Below are 24,292 nucleotides of genomic sequence, written 5' to 3'. Positions count from 1 at the left end.
GGCCGCTGCCGGCACCGCCCCGAGGCTCCGCTCAGTGCGAGCGGATCATGGTGCCGAAGGCCTGCTCGGTCAGGATTTCCAGCAGCAGCGAATGCTCGATGCGGCCGTCGATGATGTGCACCGAATGCACGCCGCTCTTGGCCGCATCCAGCGCCGACGAAATCTTCGGCAGCATGCCGCCCGAGATGGTGCCGTCGGCGAACAGCTCTTCGATCTCGCGCGCGGACAGGTCGGTCAGCAGGTTGCCCTTCTTGTCCATCACGCCCGGGATGTTGGTCATCATCACCAGCTTCTCGGCCTTCAGGATCTCGGCCATCTTGCCGGCAACCACGTCGGCGTTGATGTTGTAGGCCTGGCCGTCGTCGGAGAAGCCGATCGGCGAGATCACCGGGATAAAGGCGTCGTCCTGCAGCGCCTTGACCACCGCGGGGTTGATCGCCTCGATGTCGCCGACGTAGCCGATATCGATGAACGCCCCCGGGTTCTCGCGGTCGGGCATCTGCAGGCGCTTGGCGCGGATCAGGCCGCCGTCCTTGCCGGTCAGGCCCACGGCCTGGCCGCCGTACTGGTTGATCAGCATCACGATGTCCTGCTGGACTTCACCGCCCAGCACCCACTCGACCACTTCCATGGTCTCTTCGTCGGTGACGCGCATGCCCTGCACGAAGGTGCCGACCTTGCCGACCTTCTTCAGTGCCTCATCGATCTGCGGGCCGCCGCCGTGCACCACCACCGGGTTCATGCCGACCAGCTTGAGCAGGATCACGTCGCGCGCGAAGCCATGCTTGAGCTTCTCTTCGGTCATGGCATTGCCGCCGTACTTGACCACGATGGTCTTGCCGTGGAACTTGCGGATATACGGCAGGGCCTCGGCGAGGATCTCGGCTTTCAGCGCGGGAGCAATGGCGGCCACCGTGGTTGCGGCAGGCCCGGGGTTGTCGGCGTTCATGGGGGACATCCGTGAGAATCAACAGGTATGATGGCTAATCGGCCACGTAGCCAGGGATAACCAACGGGGATCGCCCGAAAGTGCGCCATCCGGCCATGGCAGGCGCCGATTTTACAAGAAACCGCGCGGGGCGCGAGTCAACCGGCCGAACGTGGTCCCGCGAACCGCCTGCAAGCGCCCCACGGGGCACCAACGCGTTCCGTCCACGCAACAACGTGCCGCCACCACTCAGCCGTTTGGCCTGCGCCGCGGCACAGCGTTCCCCATCTTGACCATCATGCCCGCCGCCAGCCGCCTCTTGCCAGCCCGGATCCCCGATTTCCCGCCAGCGCCGGGAGACCTGCCATGAGCGACGCCTCGACCGTGCTGACCGGCCAGCTGCGCCCGGTCGAACATTGCAGCCGCTGCGGCGCGGGCTTTGTCTGCGGCTACGTGGCGGGGCTGCCCGAGTGCTGGTGCGCCAGCCAGCCGCTGCTGCCGGCGCGGCGCATCGTGCCGGGCCAGCACTGCCTGTGTCCGGCCTGCCTGGCAGCGCGCCGGCAAGCGGCTCAGGAACCAGATTCCGCCGCTGGCTGAGGCGCCGGCCCGGGCCCTGCGGCGCTGCCCCACTGCATCACCAGCATCCCCGCCACGATCAGCGCCGCGCCCGCCAGCCGCGCCGGCGTGAGCGCGCGCACCGCAAAGCCGGCCAGCCCGAACTGGTCCACCAGCAGCGCCGCCAGCACCTGGCCCGCCACCACCGCGGCGATAAAACCCGCGGCGCCCAGCTTCGGCGCCATCATCAGCGCGGCCGAAATATAGAACACCCCCAGCACCCCGCCGATCCAGAGCCAGCCAGGCGCACGCGCCAGTGCCGCTGGCGCCGGCAGCGGCACGCGCATCAGCCACAGCACGGGCAACAGCGCCGCCAGGCTGACCAGCAGCGACACCAGCGTGGCCGACAGCGGATGCCCGAGCGTGCGCCCGAGGGTGGCGTTGGCGCCGGCCTGGAAGGGGATCGCCGCGCCGGCCAGCACGGCCGTGCCAAGCGGCAGCCAGAGTGAAACCGGGAGGGAAAACGGCAACTGGGTGCCTGACATGAAGCGCTCCATAGGGCAAGATGCGATGCCAGCAGTTTGAAATATCGCAATGCGAATTTCCAATTCTGCTTTCGTACGTTTATTATTCGCCGAATGAATAGCCTACGCGGAATCGACCTCAACCTGCTGGTGGTGCTCGAAGCACTGCTGGCCGAGCGCCATATCTCCCGCGCCGCGCTGCGGCTGCACCTGAGCCAGCCGGCGGTCAGCCACGCGCTCGGGCGCCTGCGGCAGCTGCTCGACGATCCCATCCTGGTGCGCGGCAAGGGCGGACTGGTGCTGAGCGCGCGCGCCCATGAGCTGTCCGGCCCGCTGGCCGAGGCGCTGGCGCAGGTGCGCATCCTGCTGGGGCCGAGCGGCTTCCAGCCAGCCACCGCGCGGCGCAGCTTCCGCCTGGCCATGTCCGACTACGGCGCGCTGGTGGTGCTGCCGCGGCTGCTGCGCGCGGTGCGCAAGGCCGCGCCCAATATCGACCTGGTGGTGTCGCAGGCCAGCCGCGAAGGCATGACCGCCCAGGTCGCCGATGGCGAGATCGACATGGCGCTGGGCGTGTTCACCCACCAGCCCGAAGGCGTGAAATCCGCGGAGCTGTTCTGCGAGAGCTATGCCTGCGCGGTGGATGCCGCCACCGTGCGCGACACCGGCCGGCTCGACCAGGTGGCCTACCTGGCGCGCTCGCACGTGCTGGTGGCCACGCACAGCGAACGCATGGACGCGATCGACACCGCGGTGGCCAAGCTGGGCGGACGGCGCAAGATCGCCTGCGTGGTGCCGCACTGGAGCGTGGCGCCGGCGCTGATCGCCGGGACCAACCTGGTGCTGACCACGGCGCGGCGCAGCCTGGCCGCGCTGGAAGAGGACCCGCGCTACGCCGTGTTCGCGCCGCCGTTTGCGCTCGACGACTTCACCTTCAGCATGATCTGGCACGAGCGCACCGAAGCCGATCCCGCCCACGCCTGGCTGCGCGAGCGCGTGCTGGCCGCGGCGGCCAGTCAGGAATCGGAAGAGCCGATCAGCTTGCGCGGCTGACGGCGCCCCCCCGGCTTGGCTGGCGCCGGGGGCTGGGCATCACGGCGCTGCGCGGGAACAGCAGGTGGCCTGGCGGGGCGCGTGTCCCCGCGAAAGACCAGCTTCTGCCGGGTGCCGTGCTGCTTGTTGGCCATGATGGCGGGATGGGTGGATGGACGAGGCCGGGCCCCGTCAGGCGCTCAGTGCTTGTGTTCGCCGTGGCCGCCGCTCGCGCCGGCGGCAGCGGGCACCATGTCGCGCACTTCGGCCGTGACCTTCTGCTCGATCACCTTGCCGCCCTGCTCGATCTTCAGCGTGATGGGCACGGTGTCGCCCTTCTTGAGCTGCGACTTCAGGTCCATCAGCATCACGTGGTAGCCGCCCGGCTTCAGCTCGACGTCCTTCATCATTGGCAGGTCCAGCGACTTGACCTGGCGCATGCGCATCACGTTGCCTTCCATCTTCATCTCGTGCAGCTCGGCCGCGGCCACCGGCGACGACACGCCGACCAGCTTCGCGTTGTCGTGCGCGTGCAGCACCATGAAGGCGCCGGAGGCAGTCTGGGTCGGCACCGTGCCGCGCACCCAGGCGTTGCTGACATCGACCTGGGCCAGCGCGGCGCCGGACGCCAGCGCGGCGGCGAGGGCGACCGATGCGGCCAGGGTGGCCGAGCGGAATTTGGCTTGCATGAAAGGCTCTCCTGAAAGCAAACATTAGACCATGGCGATGCCCGCCCGTGCATGCCCCAGGCAACCCCGCCATGCGGCGCACAGCCGGCTAGTCTGGCAGCCCGACCGGCGCGGCGCCAATGCGGCAAGGTGTCGCACGCACCGGTGCCCCGCGGCCGCATTGATACACTCGCGCCATGACCACCGCCGCAGCCGTGACCCGCTTGCCCGACCTCCCCTTCCTGTCGCCACTGCCGGCGGGCACCTCCGCCCGCCATGGCCAGGTGACGCTGCGCCGGCTGTTCTGGCTGCGCTGGGCATTGCTGGCGGGACAGGCGCTGACCGTGCTGAGCTGCGAGCCCATCGCCGGCATCCGCCTGCCCTACGGGCCGCTGCTGGTGGTGTTCGGCCTGCAGGCGCTGTTCAACCTGCTGACCGGCCTGCGCCTGCGCCAGCACACGCGGCGCAACAGCGCCCCCGGCGAGGCCGAGCTGATGGGCCAGCTGCTGGTGGACCTGACCGCGCTGTCGGCCATCCTGTTCTATACCGGCGGCGCGACCAACCCCTTTGTCTCGTTCTACCTGCCGGGGCTGGCCATTGCCGCCGCCATCCTGCCGTGGCGCCAGGTGATCGCGCTGGCGCTGTACGCGCTCGCCTGCTACACGCTGCTGCTGTTCGAATATGTGCCGCTGGACCTGCACAACCCGGACAACGCGGTGAACTACCACCTGGCCGGCATGTGGCTGAACTTCGTCGCCAGCGCGGTGATGATCGCGCTGTTCGTGGCGCGCCTGTCCGGCGTGCTGCGCCAGCGCGAGGCGCAGCTGAACCTGGCACGCGAGCAGCTGCTGCGCGAGGCGCGCGTGGAAGACCTGAACGGCCAGGCCGCCGCGGTCGCGCATGAGATCGGCACGCCGCTGGCCACGCTGGCGGTCATCGCCGGCGAGCTGCGTGCCGATGCCTCCGACGCGGGCCGCGGCACCTCCGCAATCAACAGCTACCTGCCCGACCTGCAGACCATGGAGCAGCAGCTGGCGCTGTGCCGCACCACGCTCGCGCGCCTGCGCGAAGACCCGGCCACGCTGGCGCCGCAGCGCATCGACGGCTGGCTGCCGGCCTTTGCCGAGCGCTGGCAGCTGCGCCACCCCAACGCCAGCCTGCAGGCCAGCGCCACGCCGGGCGCCGGCGCGCAGGCGGTGGAAACCGCGCGCGTGGGCCAGATCCTGACCATCCTGCTGGATAACGCCGCGCGCAGCCAGCAAGCCGCCGGCCGCGGCCAGGAGCCGCTGCAGCTGCAGATCGCCATGGCGCCCGGCAATACCGCGCCGTGGCTGTCGTTCCGCATCGCCGACCACGGCGACGGCATTCCCGAGATGCTGCGCGGCCAACTGGGCGAAACCCCGGTGGCCAGCCAGCACGGCGGCCAGGGCATCGGCCTGTACCTGGCGCAAAGCGCCGCCCGGCAGATGGGCGGCGAGCTGGCCTGGCATGACCGCGCCGGCGGCGGCACCGTTGCCGAGTTGCGCCTGCCCGCGCTGTCCACCCTTTCCGCATCCGCCGCCGCCACGGCACCACGAACCCCATGACCGACACCCTCACCCCGGTACCCGAAGCCACCGCACCGGCTGGCACGCCCTTCCTGGTCATCGACGACGACGAAGTCTTTGCCGGCACCCTGGCCCGCGCGCTCACGCGACGCGGCTATGCCGTGCAGGTGGCGCACGACGGCCGCACCGCACTGGCGCTGGCATCACGCATCGAGTTTGCCTATGTCACGCTGGACCTGCACCTGGAGCCGCCGCCGGACGCCGGCAGCACCGTGCCCGCCGAATCGGGGCTGCAGCTGGTGTCGCCGCTGCGCCAGGCGTTGCCGGACGCACGCATCCTGATCCTGACCGGCTACGCCAGCATCGCCACCGCGGTGGCGGCGGTCAAGCAAGGCGCGGACGAATACCTGGCCAAGCCGGCCAATGTCGATTCGATCCTGACCGCGCTGATGGCGGGCGTGTCCGAAGATGCGGCGCAGGCCGCGCTGGAAGAGCCGGTGCCGCTGTCGGTGGCGCGGCTGGAATGGGAGCATATCCAGCGCGTGCTGGCCGAGCATGACGGCAATATCTCCGCCACGGCACGGGCGCTGAACATGCACCGGCGCACCTTGCAGCGCAAGCTGGGCAAGCGGCCGGTGTCGCGGTAATTGCCGCGGCGATAAGCGAAAAGGCCGCGCCTGTGCGCGGCCTTTCACATGCCCAATGGCAAGCGCCATCCAGGTTACAGGCGCAGCTGGACATAGTCCCAGTCCAGGCCCTCGGCGCTGTCCTGTGGCGTGCTGCCTTGTGCGATGCGCATGGCGTCGCCGGCATGGCGGTCTGCCAGCGTGAACAGCGCGCCCGAGTCCAGCGCCAGCGCCGCCGCCGCGGCAGCGGCCGCACCGACCGTGCCCGATTGCGCGGCTTCGGCAGCCGGAATGGCCGGACGCACACACAGGAACGCGGTTGCCGCCGCCAGTGCGGCCAGCAGTCCGCCCGTGGCGAGCACTACGCGCCGGGTCTTGTAGTTGACCATCTGATTTCTCCTGCCAGTGAGTTGATGGGGATGCGGTGGCTCCCGCACCGGTCAATCGACCGTCAAGGTGCGCAAGGGTCGCATCGGCCGGCAGGGGCGCGCCAGCGGGCTTACCAATGCTTACGATGGTTACCGGGGTGTGGCAGGTGGAAACGCATGGACATGAAATACGTCCCGTGCGGGTGATGGGCATGTGAGGCCTTCGCGCACGGTGGTTTTTGGCTTGGTGCCATTACGGTTGGGTGTCGCGCTTGGCACCCATCCAAAAATCACGAGCTCCCGAATACCCACAAAAAAGGCGCACCACGGTGCGCCTTGCATCGTATCCCGGCCCCTTTACAGGACGTAACGCGACAGATCCTCGTTCCCGGCCAGATCCCCAAGCCGCTCGTCAACATATGCCGCATCGATCGTCACAGTCTCGCCCGACGACCTGGTGGCGTGGAAAGACAGGTCCTCCAGCAGCCGCTCCATCACCGTGTACAGGCGCCGCGCGCCGATGTTCTCGACCTTCTCGTTGACCGAGAAGGCGATCTCGGCCAGCCGGCGGATACCGTCCGGCGCGAACACCAGGTTGACCTCTTCGGTGTTCAGCAGCGCCTGGTACTGCTTGGTCAGGCTGGCATCGGTCTGCGTCAGGATCGCCTCGAAGTCCTGCACGGACAGCGACTCCAGCTCGACCCGGATCGGGAAGCGGCCCTGCAGCTCGGGAATCAGGTCGCTCGGCTTGGACAGGTGGAACGCGCCCGAAGCAATGAACAGGATGTGGTCCGTCTTGATCATGCCGTACTTGGTGTTCACCGTGGTGCCTTCCACCAGCGGCAGCAGGTCGCGCTGCACGCCCTGGCGCGACACCTCGCCGCCGCCGACATCGCTGCGGCTGGCGATCTTGTCGATCTCGTCCAGGAACACGATGCCGTTCTGCTCGACATTGGCAATGGCCTTGTGCTTGAGCTCCTCGTCATTGACGAGCTTGGCGGCCTCTTCGTCGATCAGCAGCTTGAAGGCTTCCTTGACCTTCATCTTGCGGCGCGCCTTCTTGCCCTGGCCCAGCCCGGCAAACATGGTGCGGATCTGCTCGGTCATGTCTTCCATGCCCGGCGGGCCCATGATGTCCATGCTCGGCATGCCGGCGGAGAGTTCCAGCTCGATTTCCTTGTCGTCGAGCGAGCCTTCGCGCAGCTTCTTGCGGAACACCTGGCGCGTGTTGGAATCCTTCTCTTCCGGCTGCGCGAAGCCGATATCGCGCGCCGGCGGCAGCAGCACGTCGAGCAGGCGGTCCTCGGCCGCGTCCTCGGCCTTGGTGCGCACCTTCTTCATCTCGGACTCGCGCGTCTGCTTGATCGCCATCTCGGCCAGGTCGCGCACGATGGTGTCGACATCGCGGCCGACATAGCCCACCTCGGTGAACTTGGTGGCCTCGATCTTGATGAAGGGCGCGTCGGCCAGCTTGGCCAGGCGACGCGCGATCTCGGTCTTGCCGACCCCGGTCGGGCCGATCATCAGGATGTTCTTGGGAGTGATTTCCTGGCGCAGGGGCTCGGCCACCTGCTGGCGGCGCCAGCGGTTGCGCAGCGCCACCGCCACGGCCTTCTTGGCCTTGTTCTGGCCGATGATGTGCTTGTCGAGTTCGGAAACGATTTCCGACGGGGTCATGGTGTGCGACATGGTATCCGTTCAGTGGGGGCGCGCCGGCCTGCGCGGTGGCCGGCCTGCGCTTATTCCAGCGTCTCGATGACGAAGTTGGTGTTGGTGTAGATGCAGAGCTCGCCGGCAATGGTCAGCGCCTTCTCGACCACGTCCTTGGGGGCCATTTCGGTGTTCTCGACCAGCGCCTTGGCGGCAGACTGCGCGTACGCGCCGCCCGAGCCGATCGCGGCGATGCCGCCCTCGGGGTCGAGCACGTCGCCGTTGCCGGTGATGACCAGCGTGGTGTCGCGGTCGGCGGTGATCAGCATGGCTTCCAGCCGGCGCAGGGCGCGGTCCGAACGCCAGTCCTTGGCCAGGTCGACCGCGGCACGGGTCAGGTTGCCCTGGTACTTTTCCAGCTTGGCCTCGAAGCGGTCCAGCAGCGAGAAGGCGTCGGCGGTGCTGCCGGCAAACCCGACCAGGACCTTGCCGTTGTAGATGCGGCGCACCTTGCGCGCGGTGCCCTTCATCACGATATTGCCGAGCGTGACCTGACCATCACCGCCGAGTGCGACCTGATTGCCGCGGCGGACGCTGACGATGGTAGTGCCGTGATACTGTTCCATGGTGGCTTCCGTGAATATGTCAGGACCGTAGTTGGCGACGCCCCCGGCCGGTTTCAAGGCCTGTGGCGTGCTTCGGGAAGCGCCGCCCGGTCTGACCCAATATAGGATGCCTGCCGGCAGGCTGCCGGACGCCCCGCCAGAAAACAAGAAGGGCCATGCGTTGCCGCATGGCCCTTGTCCGGCACGCGCGGGCCAGGGCCCGCGCGCCTTATGTATCACACCGCCTGATCAGTCGGCGTATACGCCGGCCTTCCTGATCACCGGCGTCCACTTGTTGATTTCGGCGCTCAGGTAGTTGCGCAGAGAATCCGGCGTGGCGCGCTGCGCCGACACCGCTTCGGCGCCCAGCTCGGCCATCTTGGCGCGGAAAGCCGGGTCGGCCACGGCCTTCTGCAGCGCCGCCGACAGCTTGTCGATCACCGGCTTGGGCGTGCCCTTGGGCGCGTACATGGCGTGCCAGACCTTCACTTCCACGCCCGGCATGCCCTGCTCGGCCGCGGTCGGGACATCCTTGAACGCTTCCACGCGGCGTGCCTGCATGGCCGCGTACGGCTTGACCGAGTGGGCCTTGAGATGGCCGGCAAGATTGGTGGTCTGGTCGCACAGCAGGTTGACCTGGCCGCCCAGGATATCGGTCAGTGCCGGCGCAGCGCCCTTGTACGGCACGGTGGTCAGCTCGGTCTGGATCGCGCTCTGGAACAGCAGGCCGCACAGGTGCGAGGCCGAGCCGATGCCGGCATTGGCCAGCGACAGCTTGCCGGCGTTGGCCTTGATGTACGGCAGCAGGTCCTTGAAGGTGTTCGGCGGCAGCTGCTTGTTGCCGACCAGGATCATCGGCACGTCGGCGATTTCGCCGATCATCTCGAAGTCCTTGAGCGGATCGAAGCCCAGGTTGCGGTACAGCGCCGGGGCCGTGGCCATGCCGATATGGTGGATCAGCAGGGTGTGGCCGTCGTTCTTGGCCTGGGCCACCTTCTTGGCGCCGATGGTGCCGCCGGCGCCGCCCAGGTTTTCGATCACGATGGTCGTGCCCAGGTGCTTGGACATGATCGCGGTCAGTTCGCGCGAGACCTTGTCGGTCGGGCCGCCCGCGGAGAACGGCACCACCGCCGACACCGGCTTGCCGCCCGGGAATTCCTGCGCGTACGCGCCCGTCGCCACACCCAGCGCACTGACTGCCAGCGCGCCCGCGACCATCTTTACCACTCGTTTCATGCTCTCTTCTCCTGGTTCCCTTCAATACCCGTCTTGCAATGCGTTGCCGCCGGCCCGGCCCCTGCTTGTGCGGGGCGCATCTGGCGCGGTCGCTGTGGCCGCGCTCTTGGACCATGCCGGCTGGCTCGGCTGCCCTGCCGTAAACGGCAAGGGCGGGCCTTGATGTTAGCAACTACAGACAATATGCAGGTATAGGGGCTAACCCGCCTGCAATCAGCCGCATATGGCGGGAAATGGGAAAGATATGGCAGAGATCGGATGCAAAGGCATGTGTTTGTGACACCCGGTGCGGCCTAACGGAAGAAACCGAGCATTTCCTCAAGCAGCGGTTCGGCGGCCTCTTCCGGGATGTAGTGCCCGCACGGCAGCGCCTGGCCGCTGATGTCGGTGGCCACCTCCTGCCACAGCGCCAGCGGCTCGAAGCAGCGCGCCACCACGCCGTGCTCGCCCCACAGCACGCGCAGCGGCAGCGCCAGCCGGCGCCCAGCCTCGCGGTCGGCACGGTCGTGCTCCAGGTCGATGGTGGCGGCGGCGCGGTAGTCCTCGCACATGGCATGCACGCGCGCCGGGTCGCGCATCGCCGCGGTGTAGGCAGCCATGGCGTCGGGGGCGAAGGGCGTCAGGCCCGCGTGGCGCAGGCCCATCAGCTTCTCGATGTAGAAATCGGGCTCGGCGTTGATCAGCGTCTCGGGGAACGGTGCCGGCTGGATCAGGAAGAACCAGTGCCAGTAGGCGGCGGCAAAGGCCATGCTGGTGCGCTCGTACATCGCCAGCGTGGGCGCGATGTCCAGCAGCATGGCGCGGCTGACCGTGTCCGGGTGGTCCATGCACAGCCGGTGCGCGACGCGGGCACCGCGGTCGTGGCCGCACAGCGCAAAGCGCTCGAAACCGAATGCCGTCATCAGCGACACCTGGTCCTGCGCCATGGTGCGCTTGCTGTAGTGCTCATGGCCGGCATTGCCGGGCGGGGCCGAGCTGCTGCCGTAGCCGCGCAGGTCGGTGGCGATCACTGTGAAGTGATCGGCCAGCGCCGGCGCCACCCGGTGCCAGATCAGGTGGCTCTGCGGGTGCCCGTGCAACAGCAGCAGCGGCGGTCCCGAACCGCCGCGCACGCCGGCGATCTCGACCTCGCCGACACGCTGCCGGAAGGGTTCGAAGTTCGGGAACAGCAGCGCGCTGGCGTCATTCAGCATGGGTCGTCTCCGCTTCTAAGGGTCGTCCTGTGCCGATCATAGGCGCAAACCGCCTCATCGGCGTGGCTGCGCCGGCTTCGCCATTCGGCCTGCTGACGCAACTGAATTGCATCAACCGGGGGCCTATGGTTAAATCCGCCCATGACCCGTCCCAGTCCGGACCGGCCGGCCGCTGTGCCGGAACCGGCGATCCCCACCCCTGAGTCCCTGGAAGCCGCCCACGAGCGCCTGCGCCAGCTGGGCGCGCGCGTGACCCAGCCGCGGCTGTGCATCCTGGCCTGCCTGATCGGCAGCGAAGAGGCGCTGACGCACCAGGCCGTGATCGACCGCCTGCCCGAACCGGGCGAGACCATAGACCGCGTCACCGTCTACCGCGTGCTGGACTGGCTGGTGGAACAGGGCGTGGCGCAGAAGCGTGCCGGCAACGACCGCGTGTTCCGCTTCAGCCTGGTCGAACACGAGGCCGCGCGCGCGCAGGAGCACCGCCAGCACAGCCATTTCCACTGCACCCGCTGCGACCGCACCTTCTGCCTGGACGATGCCAGCGCACCGGTGCAGCCGGCCGCGCCGCGCGTGCCCAGCGGCTTTGCCATCGAACATGTCGAACTGACCGTGAACGGCGTCTGCGCCGAGTGCGGCAAGCGTGCGCCCGCCTCGCCAGGCGGCGCTTCGCACTGAACGGCAATCTCTCATACCCGGAGAACAACAATGTCCAAACTGACCCCGGTCACGATCCTGACCGGCTTTCTCGGCAGCGGCAAGACCACCCTGCTCAAGCGCATCCTGAACGAGCAGCACGGCATGAAGATCGCCGTGATCGAGAACGAGTTCGGCGAAGAGAACATCGACAACGAGATCCTGGTGCAGGACGGCCGCGAGCAGATCGTGCAGATGAGCAACGGCTGCATCTGCTGCACCATCCGCGGCGACCTGGTGCAGGCGCTGTCGACGCTGCTGACGCGCCGCGACGCCGGCGAGATCGACTTCGACCGCGTGGTGATCGAGACCACGGGCGTGGCCAACCCGGGCCCGGTGGCGCAGACCTTCTTCATGGACGAGGAAATCGCCTCGCGCTACCTGCTCGACGCGGTGATCACGCTGGTCGACGCCAAGCATGCCCACCTGCAGCTGGACAAGCAGGAAGAGGCGCAGCGCCAGGTTGGCTTTGCCGACGCCATCTTCATCACCAAGTCCGACCTGGTGACCGAAGCCGACGTGGCCGAGCTGCGCCACCGCCTGCTGCACATGAACCCGCGCGCGCCGATCCGCCTGGTCAACTTCGGCGAGGCGCCGATCGACACCATCTTCGACCTGCGCGGCTTCAACCTGAACGCCAAGCTGGAGATCGACCCGGAATTCCTGCGCGCCGACGACCATGACCACGATCATGACCATGAGCATGGCGAGCATTGCGGCGACGACTGCGGCCATGACCACGGGAACGACCATGCGCACGGCCATGGCCACGCGCACGACCACCACCATCACCACCACCATACCGACCGCATTGCGTCGTTCGTCTTCCGCAGCGACAAGCCCTTCCACTACGGCAAGCTGGAGGAATTCCTGTCCGGCATCCTGGCCGTATACGGGGAAAAACTGCTGCGCTACAAGGGCGTACTATATATGGACGGTGTGGACCGCAAGGTGGTGTTCCAGGGGGTCCACCAGCTGATGGGCAGCGACATCGGCGCCAAGTGGGAGGAAGAGACCCCGGGCACGCGCATGGTGTTCATCGGCGTGGACCTGCCCCGCGACGCCATCCTCAAGGGCCTGGAGAACTGCCTGGCCTGAGTGCACCAGTCGCCCCATCGGCGACGCCCCCTCGAACCCCGCTCCGCGGCCGCCCCCCGTTCGGGGTACCGGGGAAATACCGAAGCGCCAGCCGGTTTTCCCCGTATCTCGGAAAAATTTGTTCAAGTACAATAGGCCGGATTTGATACCGGTGGCGCACCTTTTTCCCGCTGCCGGCATTTGGTCCATCGGATCTGGTGGACTTGCAGGGCGGCGGTTGTCGTCAGCATGAGGCAGGCCGCCGGCAGGTGCGGTCGCAGTGCTTCGTGCGGAGACCGCCTTTTTCCGCCTGGGGTGCCCCGACGCGCGCCGTCACTGACTGACGCGAGAGAGAGGTGTCCCCATGACAGCCGCAACGAAGACCAAAGAAAGCCGCAGCAAGACTGGTACTGCAGCGGCAGAGACGCTCAAGGCGCAGCCTGTGAAGGCCGCGCCCGCTCCCCGCGGCAGTACGGCGAACGCCGAAGCGGGCGCAACGAAGGGAGGCCCGCGAAGCAGCAAGACTGCAGCCAGCCAGAGTGAAACAGCCGTGGCGCGCAAGCGCGCGGACAGCGCACCCGAGCGGACCCAGACGCCGCCGGCCGCATCAACAAGAGAATCAGCAGCAACCATGAGCAGCAACAAACTTCTGACTGAAGCTGAAATCCTGAAGATGAGCGACAAGGATTACATGAACGAAGCGCAGCTCGCCTTCTTCAAGCACCGTCTTGAGCAGCTGCGCGACGAAATCCTGAAGAACGCTGACCAGACCACGGAACACCTGCGCGAAACGGTCATCGTGCCGGATCCGGCCGACCGTGCCACCATCGAGGAAGAGCATGCGCTGGAACTGCGCACGCGCGACCGCGAGCGCAAGCTGCTGAAGAAGGTGGAGCAGTCGCTGCAGCGCATCGAGTCCGGCGACTACGGCTGGTGCGAGGAAACCGGCGAGCCGATCGGCGTGCCGCGCCTGCTGGCCCGTCCCACCGCCACGCTGTCGCTGGAAGCGCAGCAACGCCGCGAACTGCGCCAGAAGCTGTTCGGCGACTGATACGCCACGCGCCGGCACGGCCGGTGCGGCAGGCGTAACGTGACGGCCCGGTTACCCGGGCCGTTTGCTTTGGCGGGCCGCGTCCGCCTTGTCGTGCCGTCGCCACGGCCTACCATTGAGAATCATCCGGCTGTTGCCGCCCCGGCCTTTCTGGTAAATTCGCAACCTTGTTGCAACAACGCGCCCTCGCCTAGGCTGCGTAGTCCCTCGTCACTTCCACCTCTCCTGCCATGGCTGATCGCCTGCCCGTCACCGTGCTGTCCGGCTTCCCCGGCGCCGGCAAGACCACGCTGCTGAACCACCTGCTTGCGCACAGCGCGGGCCGGCGCCTGGCCGTGCTGGTCTGCGGGCCGCAGCATGGGCAGGCGCCGGCGCCGCTGCCGCCCGGTTGCGAGGCCACGGTGCTGCCCGCGGGCGACGCCCTGCTCGGCGAAGCCGCCCGGCTTGCCGCCGAGGGCCGCTTTGACACGCTGCTGATCGAAGCCGACGGCCTGGACGAGCCGCTCGCGATTGCCGAAGGCTTCCTGTTCGAGGCCGAGCATGGCGCCGGGCCCGACGCGGCGGTGCAACCCGACACGCTGGTGACGGTGATCGATGCCGCCACCTTCCTGCGCGACCTCAACGAGGCCGAGTTCCTGGCCGACCGCGGGCTGGCGCCGGCCACGGACGATGACCGGACCGTGGCTGAAGTGCTGGTGGCGCAGGTCGAATGCTGCGACGTGATCGTGCTGAACAAGGCCGACCTCGCCAGCGCGGCTGAACTGGCGCGGCTGCACGCCGTGCTGCAGGCGCTGAACCCGCGTGCCGACATCGTCGAAGCCAGCTTCGGCAAGGTCGCGCCCGAGCGCGTGCAAGGCACCGGCCGCTTCGACTTTGAAGCCGCCGCGGACGCACCGGGCTGGCTCGCCGCGCTGCGCGGCGAGTTGCCGGCTGCCGACGCCAGCGGCGTCTCCACGCTGGTCTACCGCCGCCGCCGCCCGTTCCACCCGCAGCGCTTCGCCGACCTGATCCATACCGAATGGCTGCGCGAGCACGGCAGCGTGCTGCGCTCCAGGGGCCTGTTCTGGCTGGCCAGCCGCATGGATACGGCGGGCGACTGGAACCAGTCCGGCGGCGTCTGCCGCCATGGCGGCGCCGGCGCCTGGTGGGCCGCGCTGGATCCGGCGGAATGGCCGGCCGACAGCGCCGAACGCGCCGAAGTCGAAGCCGACATGCAGGTCGATGGTGCCCCGGCAGCCTTCGGCGACCGCCGCCAGGAACTGGTGCTGACCGGCCTGGACCTGGACCATGCGGCGCTGCAGGCCCGGCTCGACGCCTGCCTGCTGACCGATGCCGAGATGGCCGCGGGCGCGGAAGCCTGGGCGGGCTATGCGGATCCCTTCCCCGCCTGGGTCGACGACTTCGACGACGACCACGATCATGACCATGGCGATGGCCATGGCGATGATTGCGGCTGCGGCGATCCCGACCACCACCACGGCAACCACGCCGGCCATCCGCATGCGCACTGACTGGTTCGCCCGCCTGCGCGCGCATGGCCCGGGCCTCTGGTCCGCGCTGTGGCTGGCGCTATGCCTGCTGCTGGCGCAGCACGCCGGGCTGACCCACCGCATCGTGCATGGCGGCCTGCTTGCGCCGTCGGCCTCCGTGACAACGGCCGACGCCGCCTCGGCCAACGACCCCGAGCCGCACCCGCTGGCGCAGAAATTCAGCGGCCACTCGTGCGTGCTGTTCGATGGCGCCACGGTTGCCGACACCCTGTGCGGCAAGCTGCCGCTGCCGCAGCTTGCCTTTGGCAAGCCGGTCAAGCCGGCCAACCTGGCCTGGCGCTGGCCCGACCTGCCCGCCACCCACCCCTTCCAATCGCGCGCGCCGCCGGCGCCGGCCATCGCCCTCGCCTGATCCGGGAAGCGGCCCTCGCCGCGCACCCGGCCTGACCAATTCCGAGCTGAACGCCTGCCCATTGCGGCTGCGCGGCCACGCCCATCGCGGGTGGCCGGCGCGGTGCCGGGCAGCTGCCGTGCCAGCCGGGCCGATTGCCATTGCCTCACTCCGCGCGCCATGTCGAAGAATCGTTACACCGTACCAACCAGCGCACCGCGCCTGACCCCGCTGGCGGCCCTTGCCGCTTCCCTCACCGCCACCATGGCCACCGCCTTCGTCGCGCCCGCCGCGCTGGCACAGGCCACGGCACCTGCCGCCGACAGCGCACCCGCCACCGCCACCGCCACCGCCACCGCCACCGCGCCAGCCGGCACCACGCTGCGCGAAGTCGTGGTCACCGCCAACCCGCTCGGCAGCGACCTCAACGACATGGTGGCGCCAGTATCGACGCTCGGCGGCGACGCCCTGGCCGTGCGCCAGGGCAGCACGCTGGGCGACACGCTCGACAAACTGCCCGGGGTCTCGTCCAGCTACTTCGGCCCCAATGCCAGCCGGCCGGTGATCCGCGGCCTGGACGGCGACCGCATCAAGGTGCTGCAGAACGGCGGCACCACCGTCGACGCCTCCACGCTGTCCTACGACCACGCCGTGCCGGTGGACCCGCTCGTGGCCGAGCGCATCGAGGTCGTGCGCGGCCCGGCGGCGCTGATGTACGGCGGCAACGCCATCGGCGGCGTGGTCAACGTGATCGACAACCGGATTCCGAAGGAGCCGATCGAAGGCATCGGCGGCGCGGTCGATGCCAGCGCCACCGCGGGCGGCGACCAGGCGCGCAACGCCAGCGCGCTGATCGAGGCCGGCAACGGCAAGTTCGCCGTCCACGCCGACGCCTTCGCGCGCAAGACCAGCGACCTGCGCATCCCCGGCTACGCCCGCAGCGACCGTCTGCGCACCGCCGATCCACTGCCCGAAGGCGAGACCGAAGCCTATGGCCGCCTGCCCAACACCAGCGCGCAGCAGGAAGGCGGCGCGATGGGCGGCTCCTACACCTGGGCCGATGGCTTCGTCGGCGCCAACTACAGCGCCTACCGCAATGAGTACGGCACGCCCGCCGAGGACGACGTGCGGCTGAAGATGCGGCAGGACCGCTTTGCGCTGGAAGGCGAGGCACGCAACCTGGCCGGCAACACCGCCGGCTGGCTCGAATCGGTCAAGGGCAAGTTCGGCTACACCGACTACGAACACAAGGAGATCGAGGGCGGCGAGACCGGCACGATCTTCAAGAACCGCGGCTGGGATGCGCGCCTGGAGGCCAGGCACGCAAAGATCGGCAACATGACGGGCGTGATCGGCACGCAGTTCGGCCATACCGACTTCTCGGCACTGGGCGAAGAGGCATTCGTGCCGAGCACCAATACGGATAACGCCGCGCTGTTCGTGTTCGAGGAACTGCCGCTGACCGCTTCCGGCGACCTCAAGCTGAACCTGGGCGGGCGCCTGGACCACAGCAGCATCAAGGCCAGCGCCAACGGCAACGACCGCTTTACCGATGCCAGCCGCAGCTTCAACGCCACCAGCGCGTCGGCCGGCCTGCTCTACAAGGTCAACCCGCTGTGGTCGCTGACCAGCAACCTGTCATACACCGAGCGCGCGCCGACCTTCTACGAGCTGTATGCCAACGGCCCCCACGTGGCCACCGGAGCGTGGGAGCTGGGCGATCCCAATGCCAACAAGGAACGGGCCACCTCTATCGACCTGGGCGTGCGCTTCAAGTCCGGCGCGCACAGCGCCGCCGTGTCGGGCTACTACAGCCGCTTCGCCAACTACCTGGCGCTGAACGCCACCGGCCGCACGCGTGACGAGGCGGGCGACGTGGTCGCCGCCGGCAGCCCGGACGCGCTGCCGGAGTTCCAGTACCTGGGTGTGCCGGCCACGCTGTACGGCTTCGAGGTGGAAGGCAAGACGCGCTTGCTGCAGAAAATGCTGACCACCAGCGACACGCTGGACTTCGAGGCCCGCGCCGACTACGTGCGCGGCGAGAACCGCGATACCGGCGAACCGCTGCCGCGGCTGGCACCGCTGCGCCTGGGCGGTGCACTGGTGTATGGCGCGGGCCCGTGGGGCGCGCGCGTCGACGTGACCTACGCCGCAAAGCAGACCCGCGTGCCGACCAACGACACGCCGACCGATGCCTATACGCTGCTGAGCCTGGCGCTGACCTACAAGTTCAAGGTGTCGGGCACGCAGACGCTGGTGTACCTGCGCGGCGACAACCTGACCAACCAGGATGCGCGCAACTCGGCGTCGATCCTGCGGGACATCGCGCCGCTGGCCGGGCGCAGTGTGAAGGTGGGGTTCAGGACGTCATTCTGAGGATGCAGGCAGGCGTGGTGAATCAATCCCGATTCACCACCCACGCCCCCTCCACCGCCAGCGCCTTCACTCCCGCCAGCGCGCGCACCGTCTGCGCGCAGATCTCGGCCATCTCCAGCCCCGGCATGAAGCGCTGGCGGATGCGCACCATCAGCGGCGCGGCTTCCATCCATGCCACCAGCGCGTCCTGGGCCATGCACTGCTGCTCCAGCAACTTGAACTTCACCAGCACCTTGACCGCATGGCTGGCATTGCGCGCCGGGTCGGCGCTCAGGTAGGCCAGGCGCCCCTGAGCGCGTTCGACCGCCGCCGCCACATCGGTAAACATCCGGCCGTGGCCCGGGATCACCAGCCGCGCGTCCAGTTGCGCGATCCGTTCCAGCACCGCCGCCTGCTCGGCGAAGCCGCTCTCGCCATCCAGCTCGGGGAAGATCACGCCGAAGCCGTTCTCCCACAGCGCATCGCCGGAAACCAGGATGCGCTCGGCCGGCGCGAACAGCATCACCGCATGCGGGTCATGGCCGGGGGCGGCCACGACTTGCCAGTCGATGCCGCCCAGGCGCAGCGTGTCGCCGTCGTTCAGCACGCTGTCGAAGGTGAAACGGTCGCACTGCTGGCCGGTGGCCTTGTAGCTGAGCGCTTCCGTATCCCACGCGGCAACGGCTGCGGCCTCGGCCGCGGGGATCGCGGTGCGCGGCTGCCAGCGTGCCTGCAGCGCGGCATTGCCGCCGCAGTGGTCGGAGTGGAGATGGGTATTGATCACGCGTGCGAGCGGCCGGCCCTGCAAGGCGGCCGCCACCAGCGCCACCGTCTGCGGCGCGTGGGTGACGTAGCCGGTATCGACCAGCACCGTATCGTCGCCCTCAACGAACAGGATATTGTTTGCCGACAGCCAGCCGCGCTCGAACACGCGCATGGTGGCCGGCAACTGCGGGACCGGGCGTTCGCTCAAGGGGATGTCTCCTCGCCTGCCAGCCATGCGGCGCGCTGCGGCAGCTGCGCCCAGATGCGGCGCTTGTCTTCATCGCCGGCGGACGACCAGCCGGCAATTTCTTCGATGGTGCGCAGGCAGCCCGCGCAGTAGCCGGTGGCCGGATCCATGCGGCAGACGTTGCGGCATGGCGACGGCACCGGCGAGGCCCGCTGCGCGGCGTCGGCCTGAGCGGCCAGCTCGGCAGGTGTGAGGGCCATGGCGTTGCGCTCGCTCGCCACTCAGCCCGCCGCGCGCGCGGCCTTGGCCGCCACTTTTTCGTTGAAGCGGCCGGCGTCGATCAGGTGGCGCTCATGCACGCCCTCGGAGATCTTGTCCTCGCCGTCCCAGGCGCTCAGCTGGAAGCGCAGGCGGCGCCCGTCCACCTCGACCAGTTCGCCCTTGACCGTGACCGTCATGCCCGGCGGCGTCGGCGCCAGGTGCGAGAAGCTGACCAGCGTGCCGAGCGACTGCTCGCGCGGCCAGTCCAGGTGCTCGCGCAGCATCTGCAGGCAGGCGCATTCCATGATGCCGACCATATAGCCGGTGGCCAGCACGTCGGGCATCTCGGGGCAGCCCGGGATATCGTCGTACAGGCGCGGCACGGTGGCCTTGGGCGGCACCGTGTATTGCCAGCTGAAGGTCAGGCCGGGGCGCAGGTCGGGACTCATGCCACCGAGCCTGCCGCGACGTCGGCCACTTCGGCGCCCGTCATCTGCTGCAACTGGTGCGGCGTCAGGTTGAAGACCGCATGGGGATGCCCCGCCGCGGCCCACAAGCTGTCATAGCGGAACAGGTCCTGGTCCAGCAGCATCACCGGCGCCACCGCATGGCCGATCGGGCAGACGCCGCCGATGGCGTAGCCGGTCTTCTCGCGCACGAAGCGCGCGTCGGCCTTGCCCAGCGCGCCTACGCGCGCGGCCACCTTGGCCTCGTCGACGCGGTTGCTGCCGCTGGCGATCACCAGCACCGGCGCGTCGTCGGCCACGCGCCGGAAGATGATGGACTTGGCGATCTCGGCCACGCTGCAGCCCAGCCCCGCCGCGGCCTCGGCCGAGGTCTTGCCGGTGGCCGGCAGCATCACCACGGGCCGGTCATGGCCAAGCCCGGCCAGCAGGTCGGCCACGCGCTGCGCGGACTCGGGCAGCGCTTCGTCATTCACCGTCATGCGTACTTCTCCTTGTTCTGTGGCCCGCGCCTGATCCGCACTTACGCGCAGGCAGGCGCCGCATCGCTGGCGGCGGCCCACTTGGTCAGCAAGGCACGGCCCACGCGCGAGCTGTTGGCGCGGCCGATTGCCTGCGAGATATAGTCGCCGGTGCGCACCACCGCTTCCAGGTCGATGCCGGTGTGGATGCCCATGCCGTGCAGCATGTACAGCACATCCTCGGTCGCCACGTTGCCGGTCGCGCCCTTGGCGTACGGGCATCCGCCCAGCCCCGCCACCGACGCATGGAAGATCGAGATGCCCACTTCCAGGCTGGCCAGGATATTGGACAGCGCCTGCCCGTAGGTATCGTGGAAATGGCCCGACAGGCGGTCCAGCGCAAACTCCGCCGCCGCGGCGCGCATCACTTCCTGCACGCGCACGGGGGTGCCCACGCCGATGGTGTCGGCAATGTCGATCTCGTCGCAGCCCAGTTCGCGCATGCGCCGCACCACGTCGACCACCGCGTGCACCGGTACTTCGCCCTGGTACGGGCAGCCCAGCGCGCACGAGATGCTGCCGCGCAGGCGCACGCCCTTCTCCTTGGCTGCCGCTGCCACCGGCGCAAAGCGCGCGATCGACTCGGCGATCGAGCAGTTGATGTTCTTCTGCGAGAACGCCTCGCTGGCGGCGCCGAAGATCACGACCTCGTCGGCACCGGCCTCGATCGCGCCTTCAAACCCCTTCATGTTCGGCGTCAGCGCCGAAAACAGTGTGCCGGGCCGGCGCTGGATGCGCGCCATCACGTCGGCACCGTCGGCCATCTGCGGCACCCACTTGGGCGACACGAACGACGCGGCCTCGATATTGACGAAGCCGGCATCGGTCAGCTGGTTGATCAGCGCGACCTTGACCTCGGTCGGCACCATCGCCTTCTCGTTCTGCAGGCCGTCGCGCGGACCGACTTCAACGATCTTCACGTAGTTCGGCATGGTCATGGCTGTCTCCTGTCTTTGATTCGTATTGGTCGGGCGCTCAGTAGCCCCGCTGCACGTCGACCACGCCCGCGATCGGCTGGCCCGCGCGCAGCGCGCGGATCTTGCCGGCGATCTGCGCGATGCTGTCTTCGCGCAACGTGAGCGCCGAGATATGCGGCGTGACGGTGATGCGCGGCTCCTGCCAGAACGGGTGTTCGGCAGGCAGCGGCTCGGTGCGGAACACGTCGAGCGTGGCACCCGCAACCTGCCCCGACTGCACCGCGGCAAGCAGGTCTTCCTCGACCAGGTGCTGCCCGCGCGCGACGTTGATCACATACGCGCCCTGCGCCAGCCGCGCGAACAGCCCCGCGTTGAGGATGTTCTCGGTCTGCGGTGTCAGCGGCAGCACATTGACCAGCACGCGCAGGCCATCGAGGAACGGCGCCTGCCCGGCATCGCCGTAGAAGCCACTCACGCCTTCGATGGCGCGCGCGGTGCGGCTCCAGCCTCGCACCGGGAAGCCGAAGCCCGCCAGCGTGCGGGCGATATGCGTGCCGAGCGTGCCCACCCCCATCACGCCGACGGTGAAGTCCGCGCGGCGATGCGGCTTCAGGAATTTCCAGTTGCCGGCGCGCTGCTGGGCCTCGTAGGCGTCCATCTTGCGGAAATAGCGCAGCACAGCGTGGGTGACGTACTCGGCCATCTGCGCGGCCATGCCGGCATCGTCGAGCCGCACGATCGGCACGCCCGCGGGCAAGGCGTCAGGGGCTTCATCGCGCAGGCGCAGGATGCCGTCGACGCCGGCGCCCAGGTTGAACACCGCCTTCAGGTCGGTACGGCCACGCAGCATCTCCACCGGCGGGCGCCAGACCACGGCGTAGTCGGCCGGTTCGCCACGGCTGTCCTCCCACGTCACGCATTGCGCTTCGGGCAGTGCCTCGGCGAAGCCTGCGATCCAGGGGTCGTAGCGGCCATCGGGGACGTACAACTGCAACTTCATTTTGTCTCCAGGGGAATTCTGGTGGGGTTAAAGGCGTATTTTGGCAGAGGAACGGGCTTGGGGTTGGTTGGGGCAACGGTAACCGCGCCCCTGCCCCCTGTCGCGCTTCAAGCCCCCGACTTCCCCTCGAACGCCAGCAGCTGCGCCCCCTCCACCACCTGCTCCCCGACCCCGTAAAGCACCTCACTCACCACCCCGTCCACCGGTGCGCTGATGGTGTGCTCCATCTTCATGGCCTCCATCACCAGCAACGGCGTGCCGCGCGTGACGGTGCTGCCAGCCTCGACCATCACCGCAATGACCTTCCCGGGCATCGGCGCGGTGAGCTTGCCGCCTTCGCTTTCGGTCTCGCCGGCATGGGCCAGCGGATCGAGCCAGGCCAGGCTCACATGCCGCCCGGCATAGAAGACGTGGAAGGTCTCGCCATCGGCATGCACCTGCCCGTGCGCGCGCCGGGTGCCGAGGTTGATGCGGATATCGTCGGCCTGGCAGGTGCAGGCAAAGGGCGCCGCCTGGTCCGCATAGATCAGCGTGCTGCCGCGCTCGTTGGTGCTCAGCATCACCTCCAGCACCTGCTCGCCATAGCCGAAGCGCAGCGTGCGCGACACGCCGCCGTTCAGCCGCCACGCGCCGCCATGGGTCCACGGCGAATGCTGGTCGGCGGCGTCGATGCGGCGCTCGCGGGCCTCGCGGTCGAACAGCGCCGCCACCGCCAGCGCGATGACTTCCAGGCCGACCGGCGCCGGCGGCGGGAACAGGACCTTCTCGTTGCGCTCGATCAGGCCGGTGTCGAGGTCCGCCGTGCGGAACGCCTGGGACGACACCAGCCGCTGCAGGAAGGCCACGTTGGTCGACAACCCCACCACGTGGTAGGCCGCCAGCGCCTGGCGCATGCGCGAGAGTGCCTCGTCGCGGTCCTTGCCCCAGACGATCAGCTTGGCGATCATCGGGTCGTAGAACGGGCTGATGGTGTCGCCCTCGCGCACGCCGGCGTCGATGCGGATGCCGGCCGGGCCGTGCACATCCTCACCGCGCATGAACTGCACCGCCGGCGGCGTGCGCAGGAAGCGCAGCGTGCCGGTGGACGGCAGGAACTGCTTGTCGGGGTTCTCGGCGTAGATGCGTGCTTCCAGGGCGTGGCCGTCGATGCGCAGCTGGTCCTGCGTGAGCGGCAGCGCTTCACCGGCGGCGACGCGCAGCTGCCATTCGACCAGGTCCTGCCCGGTGATCATCTCGGTGACGGGGTGCTCCACCTGCAGGCGCGTGTTCATCTCCATGAAGTAGAACGAACCGTCCTGGTTGGCGATGAACTCCACCGTACCGGCGCCGACATAGCCGACCGCCTTGGCCGCGGCCACCGCCGCTTCGCCCATGGCGCGGCGGCGCGCCTCGGTCATGCCTGGCGCGGGGGCTTCTTCCAGCACCTTCTGGTGGCGGCGCTGCACCGAGCAGTCGCGCTCGAACAGGTAGACGCAGTTGCCGTGGGTATCGGCAAACACCTGGATCTCGATATGGCGCGGGCGCGTCAGGTACTTCTCCACCAGCACCTTGTCATCGCCGAAGCTGGCGCTGGCCTCGCGCTTAACCGAAGCGAGCGCAGCCTCGAAGGCGTCGCCCGACTCGACCACGCGCATGCCCTTGCCGCCGCCGCCGGCGCTGGCCTTGAGCAGCACCGGGTAGCCGATGCGGTCGGCCTCGCGGCGCAGCAGCGCCGGACCCTGGTCCTCGCCGTGGTAGCCGGGCACCAGCGGCACCGCGGCCTTCTCCATCAATTGCTTGGCCGCGCTCTTGCTGCCCATCGCGCGGATGGCGGACGCCGGCGGGCCGATGAAGACCAGCCCCGCCGCGGCGCAGGCCTCGGCAAAGGCTTCGTTCTCGGACAGGAAGCCGTAGCCCGGGTGGATGGCCTGGGCGCCGGCTTCCTTCGCCATCTCGATGATGTGGTCGGCGCGCAGGTAGCTGTCGCGCGCGGCCGCGCCGCCGATATGTACGGCCTCGTCGCAGAAGGCGACGTGGCGCGCGTCGGCGTCGGCATCCGAGTACACCGCGACGGTGCGGATGCCGAGCCGGCGGCAGGTGGCGGCCACGCGGCAGGCGATTTCACCGCGGTTGGCGATCAGGATCTTGTTGAACATGGCTCCTCCTAGTTTTTCGACAGGACGGCGAGCCAGCTGACTACCGGTGGGCT

25 protein-coding genes are annotated in these 24,292 nt (G+C 68.6%); 10 read left to right on the top strand and 15 right to left on the bottom strand.

The annotated features are described in order from the left end of the window. Positions 1 to 31: 31 nt before the first annotated feature. Positions 32 to 949 carry an acetylglutamate kinase gene (gene argB, locus AC3WLE_RS25140; protein ID WP_010813296.1) on the bottom strand — a complete coding sequence of 306 codons (918 nt, stop codon included), beginning with the start codon at positions 947 to 949 and terminating at the stop codon, positions 32 to 34. 345 nt (positions 950 to 1,294) lie between these two features. Between argB and AC3WLE_RS25135 the strand changes: the two genes are divergently transcribed. Next, the gene (locus AC3WLE_RS25135) at positions 1,295 to 1,525 is read left to right on the top strand and encodes a cysteine-rich CWC family protein (protein WP_492321152.1); all 231 of its coding nucleotides are present in this window, start codon (positions 1,295 to 1,297) and stop codon (positions 1,523 to 1,525) included. Here AC3WLE_RS25135 and AC3WLE_RS25130 read toward each other — a convergent pair. Next, entirely contained in the window at positions 1,498 to 2,028 is a 531-nt protein-coding gene (locus AC3WLE_RS25130; RefSeq protein WP_492321151.1) for a DMT family transporter, read from the bottom strand. The genes AC3WLE_RS25135 and AC3WLE_RS25130 overlap by 28 nt on opposite strands. Before the next feature lie 93 nt (positions 2,029 to 2,121). Between AC3WLE_RS25130 and AC3WLE_RS25125 the strand changes: the two genes are divergently transcribed. After that, complete coding sequence (locus AC3WLE_RS25125) at positions 2,122 to 3,057, top strand: LysR family transcriptional regulator (protein ID WP_492321150.1); 936 nt, start codon at positions 2,122 to 2,124, stop codon at positions 3,055 to 3,057. A gap of 179 nt (positions 3,058 to 3,236) precedes the next feature. Here AC3WLE_RS25125 and AC3WLE_RS25120 read toward each other — a convergent pair whose 3' ends face one another. Beyond that, the gene (locus AC3WLE_RS25120; protein ID WP_492320730.1) at positions 3,237 to 3,725 is read right to left on the bottom strand and encodes a copper chaperone PCu(A)C; all 489 of its coding nucleotides are present in this window, start codon (positions 3,723 to 3,725) and stop codon (positions 3,237 to 3,239) included. A 176-nt stretch (positions 3,726 to 3,901) separates the two neighbouring features. Here AC3WLE_RS25120 and AC3WLE_RS25115 point away from each other — a divergent pair, with 176 nt between their 5' ends. Both AC3WLE_RS25115 and AC3WLE_RS25110 read left to right on the top strand, forming a co-directional pair. After that, positions 3,902 to 5,290 (top strand): ATP-binding protein, encoded by a 1,389-nt coding sequence (locus AC3WLE_RS25115; RefSeq protein WP_492320731.1) that lies wholly within the window; start codon positions 3,902 to 3,904, stop codon positions 5,288 to 5,290. Further along, complete coding sequence (locus AC3WLE_RS25110; protein WP_011614398.1) at positions 5,287 to 5,898, top strand: response regulator transcription factor; 612 nt, start codon at positions 5,287 to 5,289, stop codon at positions 5,896 to 5,898. The genes AC3WLE_RS25115 and AC3WLE_RS25110 overlap by 4 nt, the downstream gene beginning before the upstream one ends. A 74-nt stretch (positions 5,899 to 5,972) precedes the next feature. Here AC3WLE_RS25110 and AC3WLE_RS25105 read toward each other — a convergent pair whose 3' ends face one another. The 5 genes from AC3WLE_RS25105 to AC3WLE_RS25085 form a co-directional block, all read right to left on the bottom strand. Beyond that, a complete protein-coding gene (locus AC3WLE_RS25105) occupies positions 5,973 to 6,266 on the bottom strand; it encodes a hypothetical protein (RefSeq protein WP_436220631.1) in 294 nt (97 codons plus the stop codon). 336 nt (positions 6,267 to 6,602) lie between these two features. Next, entirely contained in the window at positions 6,603 to 7,934 is a 1,332-nt protein-coding gene (gene hslU / locus AC3WLE_RS25100; RefSeq protein ID WP_492320732.1) for an ATP-dependent protease ATPase subunit HslU, read from the bottom strand. 50 nt (positions 7,935 to 7,984) lie between these two features. Next, positions 7,985 to 8,521, bottom strand: coding sequence for an ATP-dependent protease subunit HslV (gene hslV, locus AC3WLE_RS25095; RefSeq protein WP_010813287.1), 537 nt, complete (start codon positions 8,519 to 8,521; stop codon positions 7,985 to 7,987). Positions 8,522 to 8,749: 228 nt separating this feature from the next. Beyond that, the gene (locus tag AC3WLE_RS25090; protein ID WP_492320733.1) at positions 8,750 to 9,736 is read right to left on the bottom strand and encodes a tripartite tricarboxylate transporter substrate-binding protein; all 987 of its coding nucleotides are present in this window, start codon (positions 9,734 to 9,736) and stop codon (positions 8,750 to 8,752) included. Positions 9,737 to 10,029: 293 nt separating this feature from the next. Next, a complete protein-coding gene (locus tag AC3WLE_RS25085) occupies positions 10,030 to 10,929 on the bottom strand; it encodes an alpha/beta fold hydrolase (protein WP_492357228.1) in 900 nt (299 codons plus the stop codon). A gap of 141 nt (positions 10,930 to 11,070) precedes the next feature. Between AC3WLE_RS25085 and AC3WLE_RS25080 the strand changes: the two genes are divergently transcribed. The 6 genes from AC3WLE_RS25080 to AC3WLE_RS25055 all read left to right on the top strand — a co-directional run bounded on the left by AC3WLE_RS25080 (position 11,071) and on the right by AC3WLE_RS25055 (position 18,010). Next, positions 11,071 to 11,607: a Fur family transcriptional regulator gene (locus AC3WLE_RS25080; RefSeq protein WP_492320734.1), complete on the top strand. Its 537-nt coding sequence runs from the start codon at positions 11,071 to 11,073 to the stop codon at positions 11,605 to 11,607. Between the two features lie 30 nt (positions 11,608 to 11,637). Continuing rightward, on the top strand, positions 11,638 to 12,723 hold the full coding sequence (locus AC3WLE_RS25075) for a CobW family GTP-binding protein (protein ID WP_492352871.1): 1,086 nt from the start codon (positions 11,638 to 11,640) through the stop codon (positions 12,721 to 12,723). A 610-nt stretch (positions 12,724 to 13,333) separates the two neighbouring features. Next, positions 13,334 to 13,753, top strand: coding sequence for an RNA polymerase-binding protein DksA (gene dksA / locus AC3WLE_RS25070; RefSeq protein ID WP_010813282.1), 420 nt, complete (start codon positions 13,334 to 13,336; stop codon positions 13,751 to 13,753). A 230-nt stretch (positions 13,754 to 13,983) separates the two neighbouring features. After that, positions 13,984 to 15,264 carry a GTP-binding protein gene (locus AC3WLE_RS25065; protein WP_492357227.1) on the top strand — a complete coding sequence of 427 codons (1,281 nt, stop codon included), beginning with the start codon at positions 13,984 to 13,986 and terminating at the stop codon, positions 15,262 to 15,264. Continuing rightward, complete coding sequence (locus AC3WLE_RS25060) at positions 15,197 to 15,655, top strand: hypothetical protein (protein WP_492320816.1); 459 nt, start codon at positions 15,197 to 15,199, stop codon at positions 15,653 to 15,655. The genes AC3WLE_RS25065 and AC3WLE_RS25060 overlap by 68 nt, the downstream gene beginning before the upstream one ends. A 159-nt stretch (positions 15,656 to 15,814) precedes the next feature. Next, entirely contained in the window at positions 15,815 to 18,010 is a 2,196-nt protein-coding gene (locus tag AC3WLE_RS25055; RefSeq protein WP_492340223.1) for a TonB-dependent receptor, read from the top strand. Between the two features lie 22 nt (positions 18,011 to 18,032). On the opposite strand, the gene AC3WLE_RS25050 is transcribed toward AC3WLE_RS25055, so the two are convergent. The 7 genes from AC3WLE_RS25050 to AC3WLE_RS25020 all read right to left on the bottom strand — a co-directional run bounded on the left by AC3WLE_RS25050 (position 18,033) and on the right by AC3WLE_RS25020 (position 24,239). Continuing rightward, positions 18,033 to 18,989 carry an MBL fold metallo-hydrolase gene (locus AC3WLE_RS25050; RefSeq protein WP_492320737.1) on the bottom strand — a complete coding sequence of 319 codons (957 nt, stop codon included), beginning with the start codon at positions 18,987 to 18,989 and terminating at the stop codon, positions 18,033 to 18,035. Further along, entirely contained in the window at positions 18,959 to 19,201 is a 243-nt protein-coding gene (locus tag AC3WLE_RS25045; RefSeq protein ID WP_085960184.1) for a DUF1289 domain-containing protein, read from the bottom strand. Before AC3WLE_RS25045 ends, AC3WLE_RS25050 begins: the two co-directional genes overlap by 31 nt. A 21-nt stretch (positions 19,202 to 19,222) precedes the next feature. Further along, positions 19,223 to 19,651 carry a thioesterase family protein gene (locus tag AC3WLE_RS25040; RefSeq protein ID WP_492320739.1) on the bottom strand — a complete coding sequence of 143 codons (429 nt, stop codon included), beginning with the start codon at positions 19,649 to 19,651 and terminating at the stop codon, positions 19,223 to 19,225. Further along, a complete protein-coding gene (locus AC3WLE_RS25035) occupies positions 19,648 to 20,148 on the bottom strand; it encodes a YbaK/EbsC family protein (protein ID WP_010813275.1) in 501 nt (166 codons plus the stop codon). The genes AC3WLE_RS25040 and AC3WLE_RS25035 overlap by 4 nt, the downstream gene beginning before the upstream one ends. 41 nt (positions 20,149 to 20,189) lie before the next feature. After that, positions 20,190 to 21,125 carry a hydroxymethylglutaryl-CoA lyase gene (locus tag AC3WLE_RS25030; protein ID WP_010813274.1) on the bottom strand — a complete coding sequence of 312 codons (936 nt, stop codon included), beginning with the start codon at positions 21,123 to 21,125 and terminating at the stop codon, positions 20,190 to 20,192. Between the two features lie 37 nt (positions 21,126 to 21,162). Continuing rightward, positions 21,163 to 22,104, bottom strand: coding sequence for a 2-hydroxyacid dehydrogenase (locus AC3WLE_RS25025; RefSeq protein ID WP_492320740.1), 942 nt, complete (start codon positions 22,102 to 22,104; stop codon positions 21,163 to 21,165). Positions 22,105 to 22,211: 107 nt separating this feature from the next. Continuing rightward, positions 22,212 to 24,239 carry an acetyl/propionyl/methylcrotonyl-CoA carboxylase subunit alpha gene (locus AC3WLE_RS25020; RefSeq protein ID WP_492363598.1) on the bottom strand — a complete coding sequence of 676 codons (2,028 nt, stop codon included), beginning with the start codon at positions 24,237 to 24,239 and terminating at the stop codon, positions 22,212 to 22,214. Positions 24,240 to 24,292: the final 53 nt, after the last annotated feature.

It is taken from the genome of Cupriavidus sp. FW306-1B-F12B, assembly GCF_058781795.1.
The sequence above is the reverse complement of the archived record's forward strand: the minus strand, read 5'-3'. Positions and strand labels throughout refer to the sequence as shown.

Excerpts from the sequence above, each read along its gene's own strand:
- AC3WLE_RS25025 (WP_492320740.1), bottom strand. The coding sequence starts at position 22,104 with ATGAAGTTGCAGTTGTACGTCCCCGATGGCCGCTACGACCCCTGGATC.
- AC3WLE_RS25085 (WP_492357228.1), bottom strand. The coding sequence starts at position 10,929 with ATGCTGAATGACGCCAGCGCGCTGCTGTTCCCGAACTTCGAACCCTTC.
- AC3WLE_RS25125 (WP_492321150.1), top strand. The coding sequence starts at position 2,122 with ATGAATAGCCTACGCGGAATCGACCTCAACCTGCTGGTGGTGCTCGAA.
- AC3WLE_RS25065 (WP_492357227.1), top strand. The coding sequence starts at position 13,984 with ATGGCTGATCGCCTGCCCGTCACCGTGCTGTCCGGCTTCCCCGGCGCC.
- AC3WLE_RS25050 (WP_492320737.1), bottom strand. The coding sequence starts at position 18,989 with ATGGCTGGCAGGCGAGGAGACATCCCCTTGAGCGAACGCCCGGTCCCG.
- AC3WLE_RS25075 (WP_492352871.1), top strand. The coding sequence starts at position 11,638 with ATGTCCAAACTGACCCCGGTCACGATCCTGACCGGCTTTCTCGGCAGC.
- AC3WLE_RS25130 (WP_492321151.1), bottom strand. The coding sequence starts at position 2,028 with ATGTCAGGCACCCAGTTGCCGTTTTCCCTCCCGGTTTCACTCTGGCTG.
- AC3WLE_RS25110 (WP_011614398.1), top strand. The coding sequence starts at position 5,287 with ATGACCGACACCCTCACCCCGGTACCCGAAGCCACCGCACCGGCTGGC.
- AC3WLE_RS25090 (WP_492320733.1), bottom strand. The coding sequence starts at position 9,736 with ATGAAACGAGTGGTAAAGATGGTCGCGGGCGCGCTGGCAGTCAGTGCG.
- argB (WP_010813296.1), bottom strand. The coding sequence starts at position 949 with ATGAACGCCGACAACCCCGGGCCTGCCGCAACCACGGTGGCCGCCATT.
- AC3WLE_RS25105 (WP_436220631.1), bottom strand. The coding sequence starts at position 6,266 with ATGGTCAACTACAAGACCCGGCGCGTAGTGCTCGCCACGGGCGGACTG.
- AC3WLE_RS25060 (WP_492320816.1), top strand. The coding sequence starts at position 15,197 with ATGATTGCGGCTGCGGCGATCCCGACCACCACCACGGCAACCACGCCG.
- AC3WLE_RS25055 (WP_492340223.1), top strand. The coding sequence starts at position 15,815 with ATGTCGAAGAATCGTTACACCGTACCAACCAGCGCACCGCGCCTGACC.
- AC3WLE_RS25080 (WP_492320734.1), top strand. The coding sequence starts at position 11,071 with ATGACCCGTCCCAGTCCGGACCGGCCGGCCGCTGTGCCGGAACCGGCG.
- AC3WLE_RS25040 (WP_492320739.1), bottom strand. The coding sequence starts at position 19,651 with ATGAGTCCCGACCTGCGCCCCGGCCTGACCTTCAGCTGGCAATACACG.
- AC3WLE_RS25020 (WP_492363598.1), bottom strand. The coding sequence starts at position 24,239 with ATGTTCAACAAGATCCTGATCGCCAACCGCGGTGAAATCGCCTGCCGC.
- AC3WLE_RS25115 (WP_492320731.1), top strand. The coding sequence starts at position 3,902 with ATGACCACCGCCGCAGCCGTGACCCGCTTGCCCGACCTCCCCTTCCTG.
- AC3WLE_RS25030 (WP_010813274.1), bottom strand. The coding sequence starts at position 21,125 with ATGACCATGCCGAACTACGTGAAGATCGTTGAAGTCGGTCCGCGCGAC.
- AC3WLE_RS25120 (WP_492320730.1), bottom strand. The coding sequence starts at position 3,725 with ATGCAAGCCAAATTCCGCTCGGCCACCCTGGCCGCATCGGTCGCCCTC.
- hslV (WP_010813287.1), bottom strand. The coding sequence starts at position 8,521 with ATGGAACAGTATCACGGCACTACCATCGTCAGCGTCCGCCGCGGCAAT.
- hslU (WP_492320732.1), bottom strand. The coding sequence starts at position 7,934 with ATGTCGCACACCATGACCCCGTCGGAAATCGTTTCCGAACTCGACAAG.
- AC3WLE_RS25045 (WP_085960184.1), bottom strand. The coding sequence starts at position 19,201 with ATGGCCCTCACACCTGCCGAGCTGGCCGCTCAGGCCGACGCCGCGCAG.
- dksA (WP_010813282.1), top strand. The coding sequence starts at position 13,334 with ATGAGCAGCAACAAACTTCTGACTGAAGCTGAAATCCTGAAGATGAGC.
- AC3WLE_RS25135 (WP_492321152.1), top strand. The coding sequence starts at position 1,295 with ATGAGCGACGCCTCGACCGTGCTGACCGGCCAGCTGCGCCCGGTCGAA.
- AC3WLE_RS25035 (WP_010813275.1), bottom strand. The coding sequence starts at position 20,148 with ATGACGGTGAATGACGAAGCGCTGCCCGAGTCCGCGCAGCGCGTGGCC.